General features: G+C 35.8%; 25 protein-coding genes. 12 read left to right on the top strand and 13 right to left on the bottom strand.

Annotated elements, in window-relative coordinates:
- The first annotated feature begins 182 nt into the window (after positions 1-182).
- The 3 genes from BN1242_RS06550 (at position 183) to yfcE (ending at position 3,833) form a co-directional block, all read left to right on the top strand.
- The gene (locus BN1242_RS06550) at positions 183-1,112 is read left to right on the top strand and encodes a S66 peptidase family protein (protein WP_062353284.1); all 930 of its coding nucleotides are present in this window, start codon (positions 183-185) and stop codon (positions 1,110-1,112) included.
- Positions 1,113-1,695: 583 nt separating this feature from the next.
- Positions 1,696-2,940 (top strand): aminopeptidase, encoded by a 1,245-nt coding sequence (locus tag BN1242_RS06545; RefSeq protein WP_062353064.1) that lies wholly within the window; start codon positions 1,696-1,698, stop codon positions 2,938-2,940.
- Between the two features lie 350 nt (positions 2,941-3,290).
- Positions 3,291-3,833 carry a phosphodiesterase gene (gene yfcE / locus BN1242_RS06540; protein WP_062353062.1) on the top strand — a complete coding sequence of 181 codons (543 nt, stop codon included), beginning with the start codon at positions 3,291-3,293 and terminating at the stop codon, positions 3,831-3,833.
- Positions 3,834-4,421: 588 nt separating this feature from the next.
- On the opposite strand, the gene BN1242_RS13000 is transcribed toward yfcE, so the two are convergent.
- Complete coding sequence (locus BN1242_RS13000; RefSeq protein WP_071435473.1) at positions 4,422-6,038, bottom strand: ADP-ribosylglycohydrolase family protein; 1,617 nt, start codon at positions 6,036-6,038, stop codon at positions 4,422-4,424.
- Between the two features lie 234 nt (positions 6,039-6,272).
- Between BN1242_RS13000 and thiD the strand changes: the two genes are divergently transcribed.
- Positions 6,273-7,103, top strand: coding sequence for a bifunctional hydroxymethylpyrimidine kinase/phosphomethylpyrimidine kinase (thiD, locus tag BN1242_RS06530; protein ID WP_062353060.1), 831 nt, complete (start codon positions 6,273-6,275; stop codon positions 7,101-7,103).
- A 181-nt stretch (positions 7,104-7,284) separates the two neighbouring features.
- On the opposite strand, the gene BN1242_RS06525 is transcribed toward thiD, so the two are convergent.
- Complete coding sequence (locus tag BN1242_RS06525; RefSeq protein WP_062353057.1) at positions 7,285-8,136, bottom strand: VOC family protein; 852 nt, start codon at positions 8,134-8,136, stop codon at positions 7,285-7,287.
- 148 nt (positions 8,137-8,284) lie between these two features.
- Here BN1242_RS06525 and BN1242_RS06520 point away from each other — a divergent pair, with 148 nt between their 5' ends.
- On the top strand, positions 8,285-8,605 hold the full coding sequence (locus BN1242_RS06520) for a winged helix-turn-helix transcriptional regulator (RefSeq protein WP_062353054.1): 321 nt from the start codon (positions 8,285-8,287) through the stop codon (positions 8,603-8,605).
- A gap of 280 nt (positions 8,606-8,885) precedes the next feature.
- Positions 8,886-9,416: a hypothetical protein gene (locus tag BN1242_RS06515; protein ID WP_062353051.1), complete on the top strand. Its 531-nt coding sequence runs from the start codon at positions 8,886-8,888 to the stop codon at positions 9,414-9,416.
- Positions 9,417-9,640: 224 nt separating this feature from the next.
- Here BN1242_RS06515 and BN1242_RS06510 read toward each other — a convergent pair whose 3' ends face one another.
- From BN1242_RS06510 to BN1242_RS06490, 5 genes are all read right to left on the bottom strand, one after another.
- Positions 9,641-11,296, bottom strand: coding sequence for an FMN-binding glutamate synthase family protein (locus BN1242_RS06510; protein ID WP_062353048.1), 1,656 nt, complete (start codon positions 11,294-11,296; stop codon positions 9,641-9,643).
- A 326-nt stretch (positions 11,297-11,622) separates the two neighbouring features.
- Positions 11,623-12,921, bottom strand: a complete 1,299-nt coding sequence (locus BN1242_RS06505; protein WP_062353045.1) for an amidohydrolase family protein — start codon at positions 12,919-12,921, stop codon at positions 11,623-11,625.
- 273 nt (positions 12,922-13,194) lie between these two features.
- Positions 13,195-15,471, bottom strand: a complete 2,277-nt coding sequence (locus BN1242_RS06500; RefSeq protein WP_062353281.1) for an ATP-binding cassette domain-containing protein — start codon at positions 15,469-15,471, stop codon at positions 13,195-13,197.
- A gap of 226 nt (positions 15,472-15,697) precedes the next feature.
- Positions 15,698-16,480, bottom strand: a complete 783-nt coding sequence (gene nadX, locus BN1242_RS06495; RefSeq protein WP_062353042.1) for an aspartate dehydrogenase — start codon at positions 16,478-16,480, stop codon at positions 15,698-15,700.
- Between the two features lie 198 nt (positions 16,481-16,678).
- Positions 16,679-17,647 carry a tRNA dihydrouridine synthase gene (locus BN1242_RS06490; protein WP_062353040.1) on the bottom strand — a complete coding sequence of 323 codons (969 nt, stop codon included), beginning with the start codon at positions 17,645-17,647 and terminating at the stop codon, positions 16,679-16,681.
- 229 nt (positions 17,648-17,876) lie between these two features.
- On the opposite strand from BN1242_RS06490, the gene BN1242_RS06485 reads away from it, so the two are divergent.
- The gene (locus BN1242_RS06485) at positions 17,877-18,182 is read left to right on the top strand and encodes a hypothetical protein (protein WP_062353037.1); all 306 of its coding nucleotides are present in this window, start codon (positions 17,877-17,879) and stop codon (positions 18,180-18,182) included.
- Positions 18,183-18,446: 264 nt separating this feature from the next.
- Here the strand turns inward: BN1242_RS06485 and BN1242_RS06480 are convergent, their stop codons facing one another.
- Positions 18,447-18,641 carry a hypothetical protein gene (locus BN1242_RS06480; protein WP_062353034.1) on the bottom strand — a complete coding sequence of 65 codons (195 nt, stop codon included), beginning with the start codon at positions 18,639-18,641 and terminating at the stop codon, positions 18,447-18,449.
- A 401-nt stretch (positions 18,642-19,042) separates the two neighbouring features.
- Between BN1242_RS06480 and BN1242_RS06475 the strand changes: the two genes are divergently transcribed.
- Positions 19,043-19,402 carry a hypothetical protein gene (locus tag BN1242_RS06475; RefSeq protein WP_158661053.1) on the top strand — a complete coding sequence of 120 codons (360 nt, stop codon included), beginning with the start codon at positions 19,043-19,045 and terminating at the stop codon, positions 19,400-19,402.
- A gap of 2 nt (positions 19,403-19,404) precedes the next feature.
- Positions 19,405-19,848, top strand: coding sequence for a hypothetical protein (locus tag BN1242_RS06470; protein ID WP_062353029.1), 444 nt, complete (start codon positions 19,405-19,407; stop codon positions 19,846-19,848).
- 153 nt (positions 19,849-20,001) lie between these two features.
- On the opposite strand, the gene BN1242_RS13820 is transcribed toward BN1242_RS06470, so the two are convergent.
- Together BN1242_RS13820 and BN1242_RS06465 are read right to left on the bottom strand one after the other, a co-directional pair.
- Positions 20,002-20,124 carry a hypothetical protein gene (locus BN1242_RS13820; RefSeq protein ID WP_275259444.1) on the bottom strand — a complete coding sequence of 41 codons (123 nt, stop codon included), beginning with the start codon at positions 20,122-20,124 and terminating at the stop codon, positions 20,002-20,004.
- An 89-nt stretch (positions 20,125-20,213) separates the two neighbouring features.
- On the bottom strand, positions 20,214-20,654 hold the full coding sequence (locus BN1242_RS06465; protein WP_062353027.1) for a hypothetical protein: 441 nt from the start codon (positions 20,652-20,654) through the stop codon (positions 20,214-20,216).
- A 553-nt stretch (positions 20,655-21,207) separates the two neighbouring features.
- On the opposite strand from BN1242_RS06465, the gene BN1242_RS06460 reads away from it, so the two are divergent.
- Genes BN1242_RS06460 through BN1242_RS06450 form a run of 3 tightly spaced genes read left to right on the top strand, consistent with a single transcriptional unit; the run spans position 21,208 to position 22,900 of the window.
- The gene (locus tag BN1242_RS06460; RefSeq protein WP_062353024.1) at positions 21,208-21,432 is read left to right on the top strand and encodes an AbrB/MazE/SpoVT family DNA-binding domain-containing protein; all 225 of its coding nucleotides are present in this window, start codon (positions 21,208-21,210) and stop codon (positions 21,430-21,432) included.
- Positions 21,429-22,154, top strand: a complete 726-nt coding sequence (locus tag BN1242_RS06455; RefSeq protein WP_062353022.1) for an ABC transporter ATP-binding protein — start codon at positions 21,429-21,431, stop codon at positions 22,152-22,154. Before BN1242_RS06460 ends, BN1242_RS06455 begins: the two co-directional genes overlap by 4 nt.
- Positions 22,151-22,900, top strand: a complete 750-nt coding sequence (locus tag BN1242_RS06450; RefSeq protein WP_062353019.1) for an ABC transporter permease — start codon at positions 22,151-22,153, stop codon at positions 22,898-22,900. Before BN1242_RS06455 ends, BN1242_RS06450 begins: the two co-directional genes overlap by 4 nt.
- Positions 22,901-23,167: 267 nt before the next feature.
- On the opposite strand, the gene BN1242_RS06445 is transcribed toward BN1242_RS06450, so the two are convergent.
- Genes BN1242_RS06445 through BN1242_RS06435 form a run of 3 tightly spaced genes read right to left on the bottom strand, consistent with a single transcriptional unit; the run spans position 23,168 to position 25,496 of the window.
- A complete protein-coding gene (locus BN1242_RS06445; protein WP_062353016.1) occupies positions 23,168-24,256 on the bottom strand; it encodes a sensor histidine kinase in 1,089 nt (362 codons plus the stop codon).
- Complete coding sequence (locus BN1242_RS06440) at positions 24,253-24,936, bottom strand: response regulator transcription factor (protein ID WP_071435478.1); 684 nt, start codon at positions 24,934-24,936, stop codon at positions 24,253-24,255. Before BN1242_RS06440 ends, BN1242_RS06445 begins: the two co-directional genes overlap by 4 nt.
- Complete coding sequence (locus BN1242_RS06435; protein ID WP_062353011.1) at positions 24,933-25,496, bottom strand: class I SAM-dependent methyltransferase; 564 nt, start codon at positions 25,494-25,496, stop codon at positions 24,933-24,935. The genes BN1242_RS06440 and BN1242_RS06435 overlap by 4 nt, the downstream gene beginning before the upstream one ends.
- Positions 25,497-25,588 lie beyond the last annotated feature (92 nt).

Below are 25,588 nucleotides of genomic sequence, written 5' to 3'. Positions count from 1 at the left end.
CAAAAAACATCATATAATACAAAAAAACAACATCCTTCATGCATTGTAGTCACCCTTATCTACTACACACTTTAGCACTTTAAAGCGGTGGGGGACTGTCCCCAACAATTCTGATAGGGAATATATTTGTGTATGTTTTAATATTTATTATTATAGGATGCTTTTTGAGGGAGGGTTTTAGGATAGCTATTAAGCCTACTATTTTGCGTGAGGGAGATTCTATCGGCTTAGTTACACTCGGTAGTCCAATTTTGAATATGGACACGTATAGTACAGGAGTACAGATGTTAAGAAATCAAGGTTTTAATATTATCTTTGGGAGGTACGTTACTTCCTTTGGTGGAATTGTTTCTGCACCACCGAGAGAGCGCGCGATGGATCTTATGAATATGTTTCTAAATGCTAATGTCAAAATGATTCTTGCAACACGTGGTGGAACAGGGGTTCAATCTATCTTTCCATATTTGAATTTTGATGTTATTAGAAGGAATCCAAAAATTGTTTCTGGCTATAGTGATATAACAGCATTACTAAATGCACTATACCAATATAGTAATATCATAACCTTTCACAGTTTAATGATTGCCGACTTCCGCAGCGACACACCACCTTATAACTTCAACCAATTTTTTGCAGCGACTTCCACAACAGCAGCTCCAAGAGTGATCGAAAATCCACCGAACATGCCCCTCGTAAGCTTAGTTGCTGGAAATGTGACTGGACCTATTGTCGGAGGAAATTTAACTTCAATAGTTAATACACTTGGTACTCCATATGAAATTGATACAAGGGGAAAAATTCTCCTTATTGAAGAAGTTAGTGCACCTTCCAATACAATTTATCGATATTTATCTCAACTTTCTTTAGCAGGTAAATTTAATGACTGTGTTGGATTCATTATCGGACAATGTACTAATTGCCTCACTTCCTATGGAACAACCTTTGATGATCTAATCCGAGCTTTCTTAGTCCCACTCGGTAAACCAATGATTAGCAACCTCGCTACAGGACATGGGTATTACAAAGCAACTATCCCGATAGGGGCAACCGTCACTTTAAATGCTACAAATCGAACGCTAACCGTCATGGAATCAACTGTATCAGTTGGATAAAAATACAAACGCGACAAAAATGAATTTTCAATTATCCTATATCCGCTCCACCAATACTTAAAAAAGGGCTGTCCGAAAAGTAAAAACCCCTAAAAAGCGGTAAAAAAAGAATGTTGATGTATCAAGCGTTTGAAACATAAAGAGGGGCATCCAGAAGTTGAAAATACGACTTTCTGGACAGCCCCTTGGATTTTTCCTATAAAAAGCCATATATACTTATAAAAAAACTATCGCCTCTTAATTACATTTTCCTCTTCTTTTGGTACTTCATTTTCATAATATATTGCGTCACTGGACAAGCGTTTATTGTGTTTGAACAACCAGGAGGAGATGGATAAAGTAACACCGGTAAATAGGACAACTTATTTTTATCCAGAAGCGCCAATACTATTAAATTATACAGCTAGATTATGTATTGGACATATAACCATTGCTCAAGTCGAATAATTAGTTAAATTAAAGGGGAAAAATACATCCTAATGTCCTTTTTTATAAAAAAATCTATTTTCGAACATTCATACCTTGCAGAAAATGGTAAGTTATGTAGATAATATTATATACATATTTGATAGGAGGAATAATGATGGTTTTGCCAAACTTTGAGGAAAACTTACAGAAATATGCGAAACTACTAGTAAAAAAAGGGATAAACATACAGCCGGGAGACTGGTTAAAAATGACGATTTCCGTTGAACAAGCACCACTTGCCCGCCTAATTACAGAGGAAGCGTACGCACTAGGTGCTGAAAAAGTTATCGTTAAATGGTCTGATGATTTTATAAGTAAAATGCATTATCAACATCAACCGGAAGAAGTACTGACAAATATTCCAAAATATGAAATTGATGAAGTGGAAGACCATGTACTAAATCACCGTGTTTGCAGGCTTTCCATTCTCTCTAGTGACCCTGGTCTCCTAGACGGTGTGGATCCTGGGAAAATTTCTGCTTATCAAAAAGTAGCAACAAAAGCATTTAAAGCTCAACTAACAGCTACACAAAATGATGAATTAAAATGGACAGTTGCTGCTGCAGCTGGTGCTGGCTGGGCGGCAAAAGTATTCCCAAACTTATCTTCAACACAAGAACAGGTAGATGCACTATGGGATCAAATATTTAAATCATGTCGTGTTTATGAAGACGATCCAATTGCCGCCTGGGATCAACATGTTCAAACATTAAAGGAAAAAGCAGATAAACTAAATGAGATTCAATTTCACGCGTTACATTTTAAAGCAACAGGCACCGACTTCACCCTCGGTTTACCAGAAAATCACATTTGGGCAAGTGCCGGCAGTGTCAATCCAAAAGGAGAAATATTTATTGCTAATATGCCGACAGAGGAAGTATTTACTGCACCAGATACTCGGCGTATGGACGGAGTCGTTCGCAGTACAAAGCCATTAAGTTATGCGGGCACCTTAATTGAAGGAATGGTCGTTCACTTTAAAGATGGAAAAATTGTCGATATTTCCGCTGACAAAGGTGATGAAGTTGTCAAAAAATTAGTATTTGAAAATGATGGTGCAACCGGATTAGGAGAAGTTGCTCTAGTACCAGATCCATCTCCGATCTCCCAATCAGGGGTTACATTCTTAAATACGTTATATGACGAAAATGCTTCTAATCACTTAGCAATCGGTTCTGCTTACCCGACCAATATTCAAGGCGGTACAAAAATGAACGAGGACCAACTACGGGAACATGGTATTAACACATCCCCAGTTCATGTTGATTTTATGATTGGTTCTGCTGAAATGGATATTGACGGTATTAAAAAAGATGGTACAGTTGTTCCAATCTTCCGCAACGGTGATTGGGCGATTTAATCTTTATTTTTTATAAAAACTACTATAACGTTTTGCTCATAATGATAGCAAAACAACCTTTTCACTGAGGAAGGTATCCATTAACTAGCATTGGTTATTGGATACCTTCATCTTTTCAGCAACTGCAAACGAATCCTACCATCCTAACGGAAAACTCGGAAGAATATATCAAAAAAATGACTATATTCACAATGGTAGTTTTTGCATTGGATTGCCAGGAGTATTTTTGGGCGAATATTTACAACATCTTCTTTAAACAACAAGAGACTTTTTCCTTTGTTGGCAAATTTTTTATTCGTCAAATGCGGTATAATACAGTTAATGCAAATATAGAAAGGAGAAAATATAGGATGAAACTAGGCTTTATTAGTGATACTCATGGAGGTTATGAAAATACGCTTCGTGCATTAGATCAATTAAATGGTTGTGAAAAAATTTGTCATATTGGTGATGTTCTTTATCACGGACCACGTAATGATATTCCTGCAACATATAATCCCCAAAAATTAGCAGACCTCCTGAAAGAAAGGAACGATATCGTTTATGTTCGGGGAAATTGTGATGCCGATGTCGATGAAATGGTTACCGAGCAAGATCTTTCACAAAAAACGCGCGTGCTCGAATTTGATCATATTCGCTTCTATCTTGTACACGGATATGAGGAGTCAGAAGAAGAAAGAATTAATCAAGCAAAAGAATTAGGTTGCCGAGTTATCGTTACAGGTCATACACATATAAAAGTATTGGAGGAACGGGATGGTATTATATTGCTTAATCCAGGAAGTACGACCATTCCAAAAGACGGAAGTAGCTCCTATGCCTTATACGATAACGGTAAAATTGAACTCCGTGACTTAGAATCTGGTTCCATATTAAAATCGATATCCATTTAATTACGATGGCAGAATCAGTAAAAATTCGATATTTATTTAACCATAATCGCTGGTGATTTTTCATCTGGAACATATTGACCTTTGAAAAATCAAAGCGGTTTTACTAGTCAACTGATCGTTTCAACGAGAATGATTACTGACGCAAAGTTTGCAGCAAAATGTCCGTTTACAACATTGATAAGGGACAGTTCAAACGTACCATTGCTAACAAACTGTCCCTTCCACGCTTATATGAAACAGAATAACCCACTTATCCCATGGCGGTTCGTCCGTCCCTTACAACTTTAATTAACCTTTCTCTCACATCCTATTTACCTATATAAATAGCCATCTTACTAGAAAAGCAATCAGTAAAATTTAGTAGTAGGCTACCGTGAAAATACAGCTATTTTCATTCACTGTCGATTCGCTTAGTCACAAATAAATTTGAAACGGAAATCAACAACAATCTTTAATATAGCCAAATAATAAAAAGTGAAAACTTGTAAACATCATAAAACTTTTATTTTACTAAGCAAAACAAAAGTGAAAATTACTTTTCAAGATCAAAACAATGACATTGACAAAAGGAAAAATTAAACGGCTCGGTCACTTACCGTCATCTGCCCCTATACGAAACAAGTAAAGCAACTGATCCCAATTTGGAGGAAACATGTTACTTCCATTCCAGGAAGTACTACGGCAACCCTTTTCTTTCACTACAAGTGACCATTGGGTTCCGTCGAGAATATCTCTATCCATATACTCCGCATCCCAATATTCCACGTGAATTTTATAAAAATCACTTATAAACTTTTTCGTTTCTTCTTTATTCAACTGAACTTTAACAGGATGCTTTAGCCACGGGGTCACATTAATTTCAGCAGTTCCGTCGTTAAAAATTACATGGGATGAATCATAGCCGCCAAAGCCGCCAACTTCCAAATATATTTCTTCTATTTCTAATAGTTGCTTCTGTCTATCAATATCTTTTAGTTTTTTTAACCATTTCATCATTACACCATTTTTAAAAAAATCATTTAATTCCCCTTCATGGCAACGTTCTGCCCGTATAACTCCCATTATTAAAGCTAAAATCATCTGTTCATTAAGTCCATCCAGTGGGACACGAGCCATTTCCTGATTAGACGAAGTAAAGCCATGTTTTTCCAAAATTTGTTCATATCTCGTAAGTTCATAAACTACGTTTGCCGAGGAAAACTCGTAAAATTCTTTAACAAATTCGTTCACTAATAAGTTGAACTGAAATGTAGGTATTTGTAAATATGCCTCACGATTGCCAGACTCATCACTAGCCACGCCTCGACCTTCAAATGAATCCAGTCTTTCAAACTTCCCAATATATTTTGTAAGTACTTTAAATGTTTCCTCCTCTTTTTCACCGAGAAAATCATTCCATTCTTCAAAAATAGTCATTAGTTCACGATCGAGGTACTTTAATGCCTGTTCCTTTAATTCTTTCGGTACACCATAATAAGCTTCAGCAATTGCACCAGTTATCGCAGCAAGTGTGTCGCTATCACCCCCAACAGATATCGCAATTCGAATCGCATCTTCAAAAGAATTAGATTCTAAAAATGCTTGAATTGCCTGTGGAACAGTTTCTTGACATGTTTCATTAAATTGGTAATTATCTCTAATTTCGTCGATTGTATAATTTAAGCGATAATAATTATGATTGATCTGCCTTCTTATTTCAGATTTTGTATAACCTCTTCTAGCCATCCAAACCGCTATCGCAGTTGCCTCTGCCCCTTTATAACCTTCTTCATGATTGTGAGTAACGCCTGTAATCGTCTCCGATAGCAAGACAACTTCACTTTCATCTTTTGCAACAAATGCAACAGAACTAATTCTCATTGCAGCTCCGTTTCCAAAACTATTATAAGGCTTAGGATGATCACTAAAAACCCAATGACCAAACATGCCTCCGTATCCGCAATTTGGATAACGTCTGCCTATTTTTTGCATATAAGTAGTAGTCATTTTCTCCAAAATTGAATAATATTCGTCTGCATTTTTACTACTTATTAAGTCGAGTTTCATTAATTTTTCAGTTTCCATTAGTGCTTTTGCTACTGCGAGAGTCATGATGCTATCATCTGTCACGAAGCATTCTTTCGTAAAAAGTTCAAATTCTTTCGAACGGTGATTATTAAACTCAAAACGCGAACCAACAATATCACCTATTATCGCCCCTAACATTCCGACTTCCTCCCTTAAATATGTTAATATGAAAGCACAGCAACTAGTCAACACTAGTTTTTAAAGGCAAAAGTAATGAACCCGCTATTACTTTTCTATAACTTTATTATCGCAATTTTTTTCTGTCAATTCCACATAATCAAATAAATAAATCTCAATTATGACGAATTTTTCCACCAATGTACTATGGAAACTAGTAAAAAATATGCTAAAAAAAAGAAAGAGGTTTTCGTAATGAATTATCCAAAGCGAGTAATGACGATAGCCGGTTCCTCCGCTGGGGGAAGTGCGGGAATACAGGCTGATTTAAAGACATTTCAGGAATCAGATGTATATGGGATGAGCGTTATTACTGCGATTGTTGGACGTCATCCGCGAACAAATAAAAATGTGCATGCACTCAACATCGAGGCGATAGAAGCACAATTTGCCACTGCAATGAACCAAGTGGGTATTGACGGAATAAAGACTGGGATGCTATTTTCCAAGGAAATAATAGATGTTGTTGCTTCATTACTTCAACAAGCAAAAATAGAAAACATCGTAGTCGACCCAGTAATGATAGGCAAAATGAATTCCAAACTTTTACAAGACGATGCTATTCTTGCATTACAAACAAAGCTAATTCCTTTAGCAACCATTATCACCCCAAATATACCAGAAGCTTCTGTCCTTTTAGGAGATAGGGAAATTAATTCAGAGGAAGCATTAAAGCAAGCAGCCATCGATTTATACGAACTCGGGGCAAAAAGCGTGTTAGTGAAAGGAGGCAGGCTTGAAGGTCCTGCTATTGATGTATTATACGATGGGAATGAACTCATCACCTACGAAGCACCAAGAATTAACACGGTAAATACGAGTGGAGCAGGCTGTTCCTATTCTGCTGCAATTGTGGCCAATTTAACAAAGGGAAAATCTGTTCAAGATTCGGTCTTTCATGCAAAAAATTATATTACGACGGCTATTCAATACGGCTTTTCCTATACGGAAACCGTTGGACCGACTTATCACGCCGCAGAACGGAAATATGGGCCAGCCTATCGAATAAAAGTGCATAAAGATTAGAAAGAAGTGGTTTTCAATACTACCTAATCAGAAGTAGGATAAAATTCCCCCACCTACCCTATTCGACTTTTCCTAAAGTTAGGAGGTGGGGGTTGTTAATTTTTAAAAAAATTCTTCCTTACTCTTATCGAGCTTTTTCCTTACATTTTATCAAACGACATCAACATTCAATCATGACTAGTTAAATGGCTAACTCAATCTGATTGCCTGACGGATCAAAGGTGAAAAAGCGATTATTTCTTTCCGTCACCGCCGCTCCAATCTGCTCCAAGTTACTTACCGCTTGTCGCAAAACAGTTTCGTTATCAAAGATAATGGTAAAAGATTCTAGTCCAACACTATTTTTTGCTGGTGCAGGTGCCCCAACACCATTCCACGTATTAACTCCGAGATGGTGATGATATTTACCATAAGACAAAAACAATGCCTGGTCACCAAATCGATTGACAACATCCATCCCTAGCCCTTTAACATAAAATTCTTCTGTTCTTTTTAATTCCGAAACGTGTAAATGAATATGTCCTAACACTGTATCAGCTGGCATTTTCCTCCAAGGATTATTTGGTGTTGCCTGTTTCAATAAATTTTCAAATTGTAAAGGATCGACCGTCATTGCTACTTCCTCTTCGTTCCAATTCCACTGATCTGGCACTCGATCACGATAGATTTCAATTTGATTTCCATCTGGATCGTATAAATATAAAGCTTCACTAACGAGGTGGTCTGATGAACCGAAGCGAATTCCTTTTTCAACTAAATGGACGACAATATTGGCTAAGTCTGTTTGTGTTGGTAATAAAATAGCAAAATGATACAAACCTGTCGTTCTATTTTGTTTACCTATGACATTTTCTGGTTGTTCCAAAGTTAAAAAACTCGTTTTCCCATCCACCGTTAACTCCACTAACCTATTATTTTCGTTTAAAATATGAAAACCAAGCACTTCTGTGTAAAAGTCTACCGCGCGCTTGAGATTGAAAACTTTAATTTTTACATGTCCAATAAACGTAGTTGGTTTCTTATGGAAATTCATTTATTTTCACTCCTAATTTTGCTGTACTTTAAGTTACTTTATGTAACTAAGTTTAATAATATAACAAGTTTTCGTCAAGTAATTTGATTTTCTTTTGTAATTTCCATACACTTTTTGGTACAATTATCTACAAGAGAGGTGTAGGGAAATGAAACAGTCAGCAATTTGTCCGAAATTCGAAAAAGCAATATCATTATTAAGTCAAAGATGGACTGCATTAGTTATATATCAATTATTATCTGAACCTCAAAGGTTTAGTGAAATACAATCTGCAATCGGCATAAGTGGAAAGGTTTTATCTGATCGGCTAAAGGAATTGGAACAATTTGGATTAGTTAAACGAGAAGTGATACCAGAAACACCTGTCATCATTGAATACTCTTTAACAGATAAAGGTAAGTCGTTAGAACCTGTATTAAAAGCGATTGAAAATTGGTCACAAACATGGATAACGATAGAAGCTGACTAAAAGCTTAACCATTGTATAAAGCATGGACTATATGTTGAGCTACGAAAATACAATTCTTAATCTACATAAAAGCCATGCTTTTTCATTTTTGCCATGATAAAAAATAAAATAGTAAGGAAGAGTTGTATTTTATCATTATATCCGTTAAAATTATCCATAGGTTCTTTATTAAGAACATATACAGCAACAAATTCTAGTATTAGTTCTTTTTAACTAATAAAAATTGCTTTATCCTTAGCAAACTTCACCAACTTTTTTAATACTTTAGGAGGAGGATACAATGGGAAACTTTAAACGAAGGAAAAAATTATTAATAGGCATTTTATCAATCGGAATTGCTAGCGCAACAGGAGCAACGGCCATTGCTATGAATAGTAAGGAAAGTATGTCAAAGATGTCATTAGAAAATGATTATTCAATGCAAGAATTCGTTAATAAGTTAGATAAAACAGATGTCACTTCGAATATAGACTTAGAAAAAAAAGAAACACTAGATTCCATTACAACACAAGCAAAGTCACTAAAGCTTACAAAGGAAGAATCATTAGAACTTAGGAAGCAAAGAATTGCGCTGCCTGCAAAGGAGAAAAAAACAGACACATTTAAAAACATTGAAGATAATGCGAAAGAAAAGATAAGAGAAGTGGTTCAGCAAGTCATTGCTGGTACAATCTCTAAAGAAAAAGCAATCAATCAGTTGCAAAAACTTAACCTCCCTCCATCCGTTTTGGCAGAAGTAAAGGAAGCAATAAGCCAACTAAAAGACAACAACCAAATCAATAAGCGGGAAGTAATTAAAAAACAATCATAAGTTCATTGATTGCAAAAAAATGGATTACGTAACTTCGAGTTGTTATCATTTTCCATCCGCTTAAAACGTTATTCTCTGTATAGTGTTCAACAACAGTCTTTTCCCATGCTTGTAAGGGGCAATTGTAGATGCTTTCTTACAATTGCCCTACAAGTACAAAACACGCATTGCGATGCCTTCCATATCACCTACAGATGGAACGGTCGCTTATTCCATTCTACATTCTAAGATGAAATAAAAACATTTTGTTTCTCATAGTTCTTTTTAGTTAATTCTTCTAAATTAACAGCCTGGAAATTGTTGTCTACATAAACAACATGCTTTCTTTCAAATTGTCTCGGCGATGTTAAACCGGCAGAAGCTGCTAAAGCAAATAATTCTTCCCGCATCGTTGTTACATAATTAGCAACACGATATCGTTTTTCTCCAACAACTAGCGCTTTTTGTAATTCAGGATTTGTCGTTGCAACACCAACAGGACAGTTACCAGAGGCACAAACTCCTGCACTAATACATCCAGCTGAAATCATGAATCCCCTTGCAATAACGACAACATCAGCACCCATTGCTAATGCAATTGCGACTTTATCTGGTGAACTAAGTTTCCCACTGGCGAAAATTTTTACATTTTGACGGATTTGATATTTTACTAGTAAATCGTGAACAATCATCAATGCTGGTTTAATTGGCAAACCGACAGAATCGGCCATCGCTTGGTAAGTAGCTCCCGTTCCACCTTCTCCTCCATCAATGGCAATGTAGTCAGGGAATCGCCGGTTGAAAGCCATATACTGTACAAATTCCTCAAACGTTTCTGAACTGCCGATAACCATTTTTATCCCAACTGGCTTGCCTGAGACCGCCCGAATCTTTTCAATAAAATTAAACATCGTGTCAAAGTCATGAAACTCCTCAAAACGGTTCGCAGAATTAATCGTTTGCCACGGTTCGACACCACGAATCCCCGCAATTAACGGAGTCACTTTCGAACCTTCTAAATGGCCACCACGAATTTTCGCCCCTTGACCTAGTTTTAATTCAAACGCTTTTAATTGAGGTAGCTCAGCCTTTCTTCGTAGTTCCTCCCAAGAAAATGTTCCATCTGGATTTCGAAAACCAAATTTAGCTGGACCAATTTGCGCTATCAAGTCAACGCCAGTATTTAAGTGGAACGGGGAAACGCCTCCCTCCCCTGTATTCATAAACGCTTTTGCTTCCTTTAACCCAATTCCTAGAGCTTCAATCGCATGTTCTCCTAATGCCCCATAAGACATCCCAGACATACCAATGGGACTTTTCAAATGAAAGGGATAACGGCATGTTTTGTCACCGATAACAATGGCATCTTTCTCATTGTATAGCCAAGGTTTTACTTCAGTGTCTACCAATTGCTCTTTTTTCGGAAAAAACAACTCCCGATACTGAGATTTTCTAAAGTCCTCTTTAGAAGGCTCATCGACATAGACTTTTGTTTGTAACAAAGTAGTGTTATCCGCTTTCAATTCAGTTAACTGTTTTGGAAAAAAGGCATTTCTTATATAGAATTGATTAGGTGTATCAAAATCCCTTTTACTACCAAATGAAATGATGTTTTTCCCATATTTCGCCATTCTTACGATTTGTTGAAATTCAATCCGAGAAAAAGGTTTGCCCCCATGATCATCATCAATGATATATTGCTTTATCTCCGGCGCAATTTGTTCCATAAAATACCGGACTCGACTAATGACAGGGTAGTTCCTTCTAATCGCATGTTGTTCTTGTTTAATATCTGTTTTATACAATTTACGGTATAACATAAAAAAATAAATGATTATTGCTAGAAAGAAAACTAAAAAAATACCTAGAATGAAGATGATAATTGAATTTAATAATCCCATCTCAAACGCCCCCTCTCATTTCAATTTTACCATATAATGACTTCAGTGTATGTTTCGGTTATTAGTATTCCATTAAATATATGGAGAAAAAGTTACTACAAAAAATGACACCCTGATCAGAGTGCCACTACATAACCTCACATAAAAATAAATAACTATTTTCATATACTTTCTCTTCGCACAATGGCTAGTTTCCATGTTATAAAAAAAGCAAACCTTTAGAAAACAGGTACAAAATGAGATGGAATTACCGTTGTTTATTTGTAACTATTTCTATTTCATTTTTCCTTACCTTGCGACGATGGACACGGATATTCTATCCCCGTTCACACGGATAACGTAAGCGGATTCACCTTTCTTCCAGCAATGAATCTTTGAATAATATTCCGATCATCACCAAGATAAATAAACCGCTCTAATCGTTCAGAAATAGTCCGAGGATGAATAGTCAAAATATTTGAATCATCAATCACCAGTGCATCAAAATCATATCCTGCTTCCAAACTGCCAACCTTACCGAAAAAGCTTCCCCCGCCTTTCGTTGCTAAATAAAAGGCTTCAGCTGTTGTAAGAGCTTTGTATTGATGATTTGTCTGTAACTCATATACTTTCGATGCTTGGATTGCTTGCCATATGACATCTTTAATGGAAACCGCATGGCCTGCTCCGACATCTGTTCCTAGGCCTACATTTATACCTGCTAGGAGAAATTTTCGTATTGGGGCCACGCTTCCAGAGAGGTTGAAGTTAGCAACGGGACAATGAGCTACATATACACCTTTTCTAGCCATCAACGCAATTTCCTCATCCGACAAATATACGCAGTGTGCCATAATGGTTGGTTGTTGCCCGAATAAACCAAAATAATTGTAAATACTCACATAATTTTTAAATTCAGGATGAAGTCGTTTCACGTACTCAAGTTCTTCTTTGTCTTCCGATAAATGGGATTGAACTGGAAGCCGATAATAGTCGGCAAGCTGTGCAAGTGCCCACATTAACTTTGGAGTAGTTGCAGGAACAAATCTTGGTGTAATAATTGGTTTCACTAACGGATATTTCCATATAGTATTGTGAATAAATCTTTCTGTTTCTATTATCGACTGGTCCGTATTTTCAATATAGTATTCTGGTGCTTCTCTATCCATATTGACCTTGCCAACAACTGCTCCCAATCCATAGCCATTTGCAATATCCATTAATAACTCTGTAGACTCCCGATATATCGTACCAAGCAAAGCTGCACGCGTTGTCCCATTTTTGATAAGAAGCTTTATATACTCGCTATAGGCCTTTTCTGCATAACACAAATCTGAAAACTTCGCCTCTTCTTTAAATGTATAGACCAACAGCCAGTCTAACAATTCTCGGTCGAGGCCAATTCCCCTGTTCGCGACTTGAGAAGCATGGGAATGCAAGTCAACAAATCCAGGAATAATTAACTTGTTTCCATAATCCTCCACAGGTGTGTATTCATATTCCTTTGGTAATGTTGGATAAACCCCTTTAACTTTCGAGGACTCCACCACGATATAACCATTTTTGATAGTTGTCAATTTTCCAAGTTCTGGTGTATATGCTATCTGTCCCCGATAAATTTTCGTATCTTTTCGATGAAACGACATAAGATCATCTCCATAGCTATTGCAAATGCTCCCTATAGTTTATTTTACTTGTAGGTAATTGGTTCAACCATTAAGCATTTAATGTGAGTTTCAATTTGGCAGTAAATTGTGGCGTTAAGAACTGGTTTAAGTGACCGATTTCTGAATTAACACACACTGGTACATAGACCATTTTTCTTAAATTTTTTATAATAAAAAATGACTTTCCTCCACTAATTAAGTATTTAACTTAGTAGAGAACAGTCATTTACTTATGAATTATTTTTCCCATCGTTATAAACTACTCGTAACACTGTTCTTTAGCCATTCAGCCGTTAAAGTATTTGCGTTTAACATCGCTTCAGGTGTGCCTTCAAAAATAACTTGCCCGCCTTGTTTTCCTCCACCTGGACCCAACTCAATAATCCAGTCGCTTGCTACGATAAAATCAAGATTATGTTCAATAATGATAACCGAATTTCCCCGATTGACAAATTTTTGAAAAAGGCTCATTAGTAAACCGGTATCCTCTTTATGGAGACCTAAAGATGGTTCATCCAACAAGTATATTTGTCCTTCTTTATGTAAGTAGCTTGCTAGTTTCAACCGTTGAACTTCCCCACCACTTAATGAACTTGTCGTTTGGCCTAATGTTAAATATCCTAAACCTACGTCCTGTAACGTTGCCAATCTTTTTAACATCTTCGGTAATGTAAAAAAGAGAATTGCTTCATCTATTGTTAACTCCAATATATCAACAATACTTTTATCATCATATCGATAAGCTAATGCTTTTTCTGAGTATCTCGTTCCGCCACATGCTTCACATTGCACGGTTACTGGGTCGGCAAATGCTACATCAGGTGTAATGACTCCCTTTCCTTTACAAACTGGACAGGCGCCAATGGAGTTGAAACTAAATAACCCAACTGGTTGTCCCGTCTCTTTTGAAAAAAGGGAACGAATATCATCCATGATTCCTATATAAGTAGCCATCGTCGAACGGTCAGAAATGCCGATACTACTTTGACCAACCGCAATCGTTTCCGGGTGCTGTTTCATAAATGTTTCCAACATCAACGAGCTTTTTCCTGAACCTGAGACACCACATATGGTGACTAAGACTTTACGAGGAATATTAACACTTACGTCGTTTAGATTGTTAACCTTCGCCTTTGTTATAGTAAAACATTCTTTAAAGTTCCTCGGATTTTTATTTATTTCTAGTTGATTGAATAGTGCAGTAGCAGTCGGCGTATTTTTCATCTCAGCTAATTTCCCTTGAAAAATTACCTCCCCGCCATTTACACCAGCACCAGGTCCCATTTCAACTATTTCATCCGCCGCTTTTATTACTGCAAGATCGTGTTCGATGACAATTACTGTATTATGACTTGCTTTTATACTTTTTAGCATTGCGATTAACATGTTAACTTCATTTGGATGAAGACCTGCACTCGGTTCGTCAAAAATATATGTAATATTATTTAAGCTGCTCCCTAAATGACGAGCAATTTTTACCCTTTGAGCTTCACCACCGGATAATGTACTCATTTTTCTGGATAAGCTTAAATAGCCTAAACCCATGTCAACTAGTTGTTTGACAGATGGGATTGCTTGCTTAGCAATAGACACACCTAACGGGTCATTTATGTTTCTTAACTCCTCAAGCAGTTCGATAAGCTCTAATTGATGATAATCGGCAATATTCAATCCATTAATTCGACATTGTAACACTTCTGGATTCAAACCTGAACCTTGGCATGTTGTACATTCGACTCGGGTGGATACTTGAAAGACATCTTCTTCAGTCACTTCTTTCAGTCTTGAGATATCTCGATTAATATAAAGACGAGTAAATCTCGGTAATAATCCATCCCACTCATGAGGTTGAGGTCCGTTCTTTGTATGAAAGGGGGCAAACACCTTCTCACCAGTTGGCGGACCATATAATAGTAACTCAAGTTTGTCGGTAGGGTAATCTTTAATCGGCAAGTCTGGATCAAATAATCCACCTGTCATCATCCATCTCCCTTGCCATCCTGAAGGTGATAATGGTTTGAATTGGACGGCATATTCCCGAAGTGATTTGTTAAAATCAATAATTTTTTTAACATCAGGTGCAACTACTTCCCCATATCCACTACATTGTGGGCACCTTCCATAAGAACTTTGACTGGAAAAATCGGTTGCTGATCCAGTCGGTGGATTACCTATTCGGGAAAATAATAGTCTAATTAACGGATCAATATCCATATAAGTACCCACTGTTGAGCGTGAATTACCGCCTACTGACCTTTGTTCCACTACTACGACCGGGCTCAAGTTTTGCATCAAGTCAGCATTAGGTCTTTCATACCTTTGCATTTGATTTCTGACATAGGCCGGATAGTTCAATGTCATTTGTCGTCTACTCTCGGTTGCTATCGTATCAAAGACAACAGAACTTTTACCTGAACCTGAGACACCAGTAAAGACGATAATTTTCCCTTTAGGCAAATGCAAATCGATATTTTTTAAATTATTTTCTTTAAGCCCTTTAAGAATGATTTCATCTATTATATGTGCCATGATACCACCCTTACCTTCCATAGCTCCGTCAAAATAACTTTCATAATTATATAATGCCATGCCCGCTCTCTTTTAGCCTATAATTGTCATTGGACAAACAGAATAAGGATAAACAAACAAATTTTCCTATCCAACCCTCTTACTCCATCTTTAAAAACTTTTATACTATTTCTACTATCCTATCTATATCCAACGTGGATTATCTAAAGGGATGCGTCATCTCGATTCACCCACCGATTTTAACCTTTCTATTTATTCTTTCTAGTGTCCCTAAAATACTCATAGCTGCCAAATAACTCGTTTTTGGATTTTCTGGAAGTGGATTATTTGTAATTGTAATGGAAGCTTCTCCAAAATCACCGGTTACTTCCACATGATGAATATTCTTATCAATATGTGGATCCGCTATAAGACACACTTTTGTTTTTTCTATCCCCAAACTAGCAAGCGCTAGAATGATGGCGACATTCATATTCTTCGGAAATTGCTTAATCGCATCCTCTGCTTTTCCTTCAAAAATCACCACCGCTTCCTCCATACTTTCCTCTATTAGTGAACTTGCGGGCTTCCGGGTTGTTAGTGAAACAGTAGCAACCGATCCAAGTGTGTTAGCATTTTGCAACAAATCTAAACCGCCAAGAGCACCCGAAGGTAAATAAATAGTATGTTGGAACTCATTTAAAAGCTTACTTATTTCTGTTAGCAAAAGTTTATCTGCAAAGGCACCAATGCTAATTAACACTGTATCCTTTTGTTTAATTACAGTCGGCAACAAAGTTTTTACTGCTTCAATATTTGCTGCTTCGACAACGATATCGATCTCTGATTGGAGAAAGTCATCCAGATTAGTAAATAGTTTCACACCGTATGCAGATTCCAGCAACTGGTATTTTTCTTTATTCCGTACGAATACACTTTTAATCCGTAAGTTTTCTTGTCGTTGAGGCTGATTAATTGTTTGTAATAAAAAGTTGGCAATCGCTCCTGCGCCAATTATCCCGATATTCATAGTTGTCCTCCTTTAAATCAAAGTTATGCTTTTATATAAATCAATAAGGTCGTCGGTATATGTCTCATCATATACTATTTTCAAAAAATATTGAAGAAAGGGAAACAATTTTGGCAGTTAAAAAAGACCTTGATAACCGTATCATTCACGGAAATCCAGGTCAGATTTTTCACCATTTGTAGTAGCAATTGCCCATTATCACTCATTCTCTAGTTCAAATTCATTAAGCATAATTCGTACTTCCTCCGTTGATTCTGTACTCATTAATTGATTTCTTAAATCACTTGCCCCGCGGAAACCTTTCACATATATTTTAAAAAACCGTTGCAGAGGTTTAAATGGACGATGCTCTAATTCTTTTGAATATTGGTCGAAAAGGTCTAAGTGCAGTCGTAACAGATTCAGTAATTCTTTACTACTATGTTCTTTCGGCGCTTTTTCAAAGGCAAATGGGTTTTTAAAAATACCTCTGCCAATCATCACCCCATCAACTTCGTATTGTTGAGCTAGTTGCAAACCAGTTTGGCGATCTGGTATATCTCCATTAATTGTCAAAAGCGTTTCTGGCGCCACCTCGTCACGAAGTCTTTTAATCTCGGGAATCAACTCCCAATGGGCAGCGACTTTGCTCATTTCCTTTCTAGTCCTTAAATGAATAGATAAGTTGGCAATATCCTGTTTTAAAATATGTGTCAGCCAGTCACGCCATTCGTCAATGTCCGTATAACCAAGACGAGTTTTCACACTTACTGGTATTCCACCAGCCTTTGCCGCTTGGATAAGTTCAGCTGCGACATCAGGGCGCTGGATTAACCCTGCCCCCATGCCATTTGATGTGACATTAGGAACAGGGCAACCCATGTTAATATCCACACCGCTAAAGCCAAGGTCAGCCATACCGATACTCATCTTCCGAAACTTTTCCGGTTTATCTCCCCAAATATGGGCGACAATTGGCTGTTCATCTTCTGTAAAAGCTAAACGCCCTCGAACACTTTGCTTCCCCTCCGGATGACAATAACTCTCACTATTTGTAAACTCTGTAAAAAATACATCTGGTCTTGCTGCAGCACTCACAACATGACGGAACACAACGTCTGTCACATCTTCCATCGGTGCCAGTATAAAAAATGGTCGCGGTAAATCCAACCAGAAATTTTTCTCCATATTAATTACAATTCCTTTCATAATTGGAAACTTGATTGTTTAAAGTAATAACTAATAAGCAAAACGATTTTGCTCCTTTTACACTTATACCATGCTTTAACAGTTTTTTTCAAATAGAGAATCAAAATAACCAAAGAATAAAAGTGGAAAAAATTTATCCACCAAGAACATTTTTTCTGTATCTTGTCCAGATTTTTTTGTTATAATCAGAAAAAAGGAGGTGATACGGATGGAGAAAATACTTCATTTGATCCTTGAAAAACTGGATGCATTGGATCAAAGAGTTAGCGGTCTTGAACAAGAACAGAAAAGACAAGCCGACCTGCTACATCAGCTCATTAATACAGTTGCAGCTACAAATGTGAAATTATCAGACACAAACTCAAGATTAGACAAACTCGAAGACAAAGTGGATGAACTTTCAGTTGATGTTAAGGAAATCAAAAATTCCATGGCTACGAAAAAGGATCTCGAATACTATGATCAAATGATTTCCGAACATTCGAGGGAAATCTATAAACTAAAAAATAAGTAATACACTCCATGGGCATACCTACAAATTTTATTTTCCCATAAAAAATTTCAAACCCCGATTCTTATGATATAAATCGGGGTTTTTGCGCTCAAACGAAAAAATTCACCGATGGCATTAGCCGCCTTTAAAAAATGACTTTATTTCTCAATGAATCATCTACAAAGTCAATAATTCCTGCCGTTATCGGTTTATCATCTGGAATCTCAGAACTCATTTCCTATTTCACCTTCTCTTCTTCTGCTCTTTTCAGTTCAACTTCATTTTTTACAATTTTCTCTCGCGCCACATTTGTAATTCTTTCCATATTTTCTTCTTGCTCTTTTTTTCTTTAGGTAAATTTTCTGTTAGTGACTGTGCTGCTTTTGCATGTAACATATTTGATGAAACAACCCATTTTTGACCAAAAATAAATGCAGAAGCAATTAGTCGAATAATTATCTTTGATTTTGTAAATTTCATATTATCACCTGTAGATGCATCAACGGTTTAGCCGCTGTTTGGTAGAAGAATGTTTATATCATTAGACGATGGAGGAATAAAAGAAAATATTACAGAGGGGCAAATTTGAAAATGGGATATTGAATGGTTTAGGATAATTATGGGTTGGTAAGTTTTTATTGGTGTTTCTACTTATAATACTGTGAAATTAATGGTTTTTTTAATAAATTGGAATTTTTCATATACATAAACAAAAAATGGTGATATAATTTAATTGGAACAACTTTGTGAGGTAATGAACAATTCGGTGAGAGAAGGACTAATAATTCTTAAGCTGAGAAAACAAATTAAGAAGGGGACATAAAAATGAAAAAAGTTGTTTTTTTATTTTGTTTAGCTTTAATGTTATCTACTTCAATAGTGTGAATGCTGAAGAAAGTAATTTTTATTCTGGTGATTTTAGTTCAGAAAAAGAATTAATATCATATTTAGATACTAATCAAGTTCCGTTAGATAAAATTAATTTATTAATCTATAAATCCAATAATGGCATAATTTGGGATTGTAACGACCCAGAAAAGCAAAAACAAATTCCATCTTCTTTTTATGAATTTCAAGTTGATGAATATACTGAAAAATATTTTAGATTTGAAGATGGTTCCTTTATTAAAATTTCACTTGGTGGGGGAGAAAAGGTAGATGTTACATACAAAAACATTTGCAATCTTTATCTAGCATTAATTAATAAAAAAGCCTATATTGCAAGTGAGTTGCCATTTTAGCTATGAAGACAAAAAAAATATACTTATTAGCTGCATTCTTAATAGTCGCTGGTGTTTTTATTTTATTATCATTAACTGCAAATAACAATAGAATTAATATGTATAGTATAGATACTGATTGTGAGGATATTTCAATTAATAATATGATTTTAATAAGTGCGGACGGCAATCTATATATTCCTGGTACTTATTCATTTGTAAATAAAAGTAATCACGAAATCACTGACGTGCAAATAAATTTACTAAAGGATAATGAATATTTATATAATTGGGTTTTTCAACTAGACTATATAAATTCAGTCGACAATGACCTTTTTTTGTTGTTTGAAGGTATTAATTTAACTAAAGACAGCGAAATACTAGTAGAAATTAACTATAAAGTTAACGGTAGGAAAAAGGAATTCTTAGAAGTAATTAATTTACAAGAGTCGTTAGTGAAGTATTGAACAAAAACTAATTATTTGTGAACAGAACACCTTATAGCCTTTAACTAAAAATATTTGCTAATCTCTAGCTATAAACTCTTAAGCAATCAATCATAATAGAGACACTATGAGAGCGCATTCATAGTGTCTCTATTATGATGTGTTTTATTTGAATCATGCCCCAGTATTTTCTTCCGCATTACGGTTAATCCCATCAATGACACTAATAATTTCCCGCAGATCATCAATATTATCTTTAAACTGCTCGACAATGTATAGCAGAAGATATGTTTTCATATTAAGAAAAAGTTCCCGCCCCCCACCGAGGTAATCTTTAAAGAACTGGAGGGTGGCAAAGTTTTTCGTATCCTCTTTATCGGAACATTTTATTTCAAAGCATCCTCCAATAATTTTGTAAGCTCTCGTTCCATTTCTGAAAATTCTTCATCGACTTTCTTTTTCTGTTTGTCTACAGATTCTTTTTTCTTAGCTTTGATTTCTTTCTCATATTCTTTAGTTAAGTTTTCCATATTTTTTATATATTCTTCTCTTTTCGCTAATACATATGACTCTATTTCTTCTTTCGCTTCATTTTTATTTTTCTCTGTTTCCTTTTTTACGATTTCATTTGCTTGTTTTTTCAGCGTGTCAAAATCATGATAAGTTTCTTGCATTGCATCCACACGGGCTTTATCTGTATATGTATCAAAAAAAGATACAATCTTATCAGCTAGCGGAGTTGCTGCAAGCACAGTAGTTGTAGTCATAAATATTAGAACAAAGGATGTTATAATTAGTAGTTTTTTTGATTTTTTAAATCTTTCCATTTTGAACCTCCATGATACTTTTTGTCGACAAAGATAAAAGTAGCATGAACAAGAGAGTAAACACAATGTTGTTTTACTGGATTGAAAGGAAATTACTGTAAACTATTGGAGTGAATTTACAAATTACTATATAAAATTTCACCAGAAAAAATTCATAATAAAAATCAGAAAGGTTGTAGAGTCGTATATTACTGTTGGACACAATGTTCTTCACTATGCTCCTGCATTAAGTTTGCCAATACACATGATTAGGTAGTCGCCGTATATAGCCTTCGCTTTTCTCTATTATTTTTCCTGTTCGAATGTCTCTAACTATTACATTTTCACGATAATCCGGATCTTCATACCACTCCGATAAATATAACTTATCATCATCCCGAAATAATACCGTCTCTGTTTTTCCAATTGCAATTTTCTTTTTTCTGGCCCAATAATTATAGGTTGTCGAGAGAATCGCTGTTTTAAATCATCCTCTTGACTAATAAATTATGCACAGTATATAATTTATACAAATCATACTTTTCATACTTACCCATCTAACGGAGGTGGAATCATGTCAAAACCAAAAGGCAAACACGCCTGGACTGTTAAAGTCGGTGAAAAAGGACAGATTGTAATTCCAAAAGAGGCTCGTGAGATATTTGGCATCTCCCCTGGTGACACATTAATTTTGCTGGGAGATGAAAAACAAGGCATCGCAATCCCTCCCAAGAATATGTTCACTACATTTGCCACAAAAATTTTTCGAGATACTATATCGGAGGCGGATGACGAATGAGTGCTATCACCATCAAAAATCTAACAAAAAAATATGGAGCAGTCACTGCTGTAGACAGCTTGAACCTAACTATTGAAAAAGGTGAGTTATTTGCCCTTCTGGGTTTGAACGGCGCAGGAAAAACCACCACCATTAAAATGCTCTCTTGCCTCATCCAACCGACCGATGGCGATGCAGTGTTGCTAGGTGATAGCATTAAGCAAAATCCGAACGCTGTTAAGCAAAAGGCAAACGTGTCCCCACAGGAAACAGCGGTTGCACCTAATTTAACCGTTCTCGAGAATTTGGAGCTTATAGCGGGAATTTACGGACAGAACGCAGAAGACTCAAAGAAAAGTGCAAAAACGATGTCGTTACATTTTGGTTTGAACGATGTACTTAGCAAAAAAGCCAAAACACTTTCAGGCGGTATGCAGAGACGACTTTCTATCGCTATGGCATTGATATCTAACCCACAAGTTTTGTTCCTTGATGAACCGACACTCGGGCTGGATGTTCTTGCCCGCCGTGAACTATGGGCAGCCATCAAACAACTTAAAAGGAAAGTCACAATAATTCTCACTACTCATTATTTAGAAGAAGTCGAGGCACTATCTGACCGTATTGGTGTGATGACGAAAGGTAGGCTCGTAGCGGTTGGCACCTCGGATGAGTTAACCGAGCAAACAGAAACCGCTAGCCTTGAAGACGCCTTTATCAGCCTCTCTGGAGGTGTACTATGAAGATTTTCCTATTTGCAGAGCGTAATACGAAAGAAATTCTGCGTGATCCAATCAATTTATTCTTTGGACTTGGGTTTCCACTGGTATTACTGTTCTTGTTTTCTGTTATCAATAAGGCAATTCCCGCCGAGGCAAATAATTCTATGTTCTCCATAGAAAATACTGCGCCAGGCATTGCCGCTTTCGGCACCGTATTCTTTGCACTGTTTTCAGGGATGCTTTTAGCAAAAGACCGAACTACATCGTTTTTGATGCGCCTTTTTGCTTCTCCTATGACTTCACTGGATTTCATTTTCGGATACACTTTGCCGCTTCTTGGGATGGCAACGGTACAGGGGAGTATTACTTTTTTAGCAGCAGCTCTACTCGGCTTGCCTCTATCCGTCAATACACTACTTGCCGTCTTCGTCGTGCTTCCTATCGCTATTCTATTTGTTGGACTTGGCTTACTATGTGGTAGCTTTTTAAACGACAAGGCTGTGGGTGGAATCTGTGGAGCACTTCTTACAAATGTTGCTGGATGGTTTTCCGGTGTCTGGATTCCACTTGACCTCATCGGTGGGGTATTTAAGAAAATTTCGGAAGTATTGCCCTTTTATCATAGCGTAGAAGCAGCTAAGCAATCTATCAGTGGTAACTTCACTGGAATAATGCCCCACCTTGCAGTTGTGTTGGGATACACGGTAGTATTCTACGCATTGGCAGTTATTGCTTTTCGACACAAAATGAGAGGCAATGAGATATGAAACCTCTTTATTAGTCAATTTCATTCACAAAATGCGATGAGCAACTTGTCTGATGATTGATTAAAGTCACGTCTACAATGACCATTTCACTATCAATTTCAAGTCCGACGATAGAACAAGCTCAAAAAACTAACAAGGCAATCTACGCAAATAAGAAAGTAGAGTGCCTTGCTTTTTATCAAATTGAGATTTGTTTTCTTTACCTATGATACCTTCTGTTACAACTCATTTAACCTATATTGACACACATCACAAGGCAGTCTTAAACTATGCCATTTTAAGAGTTATATGAAATTTTACAACGTTACCGACACACTCAGCCCATATTTTTCCTCCATGGAGTTCAATAATTCTTCTAGAGATTGCTAGACCTAATCCAGATCCTTCGATTTTTTGATTTCTTGACTTATCTAGTCTATACATTTTATCAAATATTTTTTCTAGTTCTTTACCCGCTATGTGTTCTCCAATATTTTGAAAGGTAATGATTAATTCATTTCCAATGTTTCCCATAAACACTTTTAATTTTGTATTCTCAAAACTATATTTTTCAGCATTTTTTATAATGTTTTCTAGAACTCTAACGATGCTTTGAACATCTATTTCACACCATAGCTCTTTTGATTTGCAGTCTATTTCTACTGAAATATTCCTTTCTTTTAATAAAGGTAAATGCGCTCCTACTATTTGGCTTACTAAGATCACCATATTAAAAGGTACTTTTTCTAAAATAATATAATCATTAGTAAGCTTTGTATACTCAAATAATTCATCAATTAAATTTTTTAACCCCTTGCTCTTCTCGTATGCTATATTTAAATATTCAATCTCCTCGTGATTATATGTTTTTGCATTTTTATTTAACAGTTCTAAGTAGCCAATTATAGAAGTCAGTGGTGTTTTCAAATCATGAGACATAGCAACAATTAAATCATTCTTCCCCTGTTCTATCTTCTTTTCTCTTTCATAGTTTTTCTTTAGCCTATCAGACATGATGTTAATCCCTCTTGCTAATTCTGTAATTTCATCATTTCCTTCCAATAATAAAGGTGCTAAATGGGTTTCGTTGTTTACTATTTTTACACTGCTAGTTATATACCGTAAATACTTCAGTCTTTTATTTATTCCAATAAGAAAAATAACTAGAAAGATTATAATCGGAACAATAATTAATATTAAAGAATATAGATTAAAAGCACTAACCATTTGGTTTGGTGGAAGTTCATTCATCTTTCCTACAACGAATTTGTTAAACATACTTCCAAGAAGGAGAAATATAAATGCACTTACTAACAAACCAGTTCCAACTAATATAATTAATTTAAATGCAATTTTATTTACTACTTTTTCCATCATATCTTATAGCCCACACCCCATACTGTCTTGATGAACTGAGGAGACTTTGGGTCTAACTCTATTTTTTGCCTTAGGTTAGTGATATGAACCACTATAGAGGTGTCAGATACAGCAAAATCCTCTTTCCACACAGATTCATATAGTTTTTCTACACTGAATACAATACCCTTATTTCTGGCCAAAGTTGCTAATATATCAAATTCCTTCGGTGTTAGCCTTACTTTCTCTCCTCTTACTATAACTTCGTGGGTATCAGTATTAATAACTAAGTCTCCAACCTCAATGATATTCTTATTTTTCGGACTATCATTCAATTTTTTGTATCTTCTCAGTTGTGCCTTAACCCTTGCTAATAGCTCCATTGACCCAAATGGCTTTGTAATATAATCATCAGCACCAACTGTTAAACCTTCTATTTTATCAAGTTCTTCTCCCTTAGCAGATAGAAATATGATCGGCATTGTATTCTTTTCTCTAATTTTCAAACAAGTAGCTACTCCATCTAGTCTTGGCATCATAATATCTAATATGATTAAATCATATTCATTTTTTTCCAGTAGCTGTAAGGCCTCTATCCCATCACTGGCAATATCTACTGAATAACCATCGTTTATTAAATATAATTTTATTAGTTTTCTTATACTGGCATCGTCATCAACGACGAGTATTTTATCCATTATATTTCCTCCTGTACTTTGCAATTTAGCACATACGCTGGTGGTATATTCCACATAACCTTTTTCCACTTAATTTCATTAAAATAGCTCTTTAGAAAATTTATTTTTATTAATGTGTATTGGAATGCAATGAACTCTCCTTGGCTAGTGAGTATCTCTTTTGTATTTTCCAATATTCTTTCAGATATATCTAGAGGAAGAGTAGCAAACGGAAGTCCTGATACAATATAGTCTACCCTTGTTGCACTATATTTCTTAAAATATTTTAAAGTATTTTCGGCACTATCATTTATTATTTTAACATTTCTTTTATGTCTATAATCCTTCATAAGTTGTTGATAAAAGCCTTTGTTATTTTCAAAAACTAAGAGTAGAGTATCTTCTCTCTTTCTTGCAATAAGCTTTTCTGTAAAAATCCCAGTTCCTGCACCGTATTCGATAATGCATTCACACTTTGAAAAATCAATATTTTCTATCATTTTTTCTGCAAGGTACTTACTACTAGGAGCTACCGCCCCAATAAACTGAGGATTTTTCATAAATTCTTTTAAAAAATTTAACATATAAAAATACCACCTTATCTTAAAAGTTCTTAAAAGTTATTCTAAGTAACACTGTTTAAGAAAAAGGACAGAAAACTATTAAGAATTATTAA

Origin of the sequence: Bacillus kwashiorkori (genome assembly GCF_001375515.1) — a bacterium.
Taxonomy (GTDB): domain Bacteria; phylum Bacillota; class Bacilli; order Bacillales; family Caldibacillaceae; genus Bacillus_BK; species Bacillus_BK kwashiorkori.
Note: the sequence above shows the minus strand (reverse complement) of the source record. Positions and strands in the feature narration are given on the sequence as shown.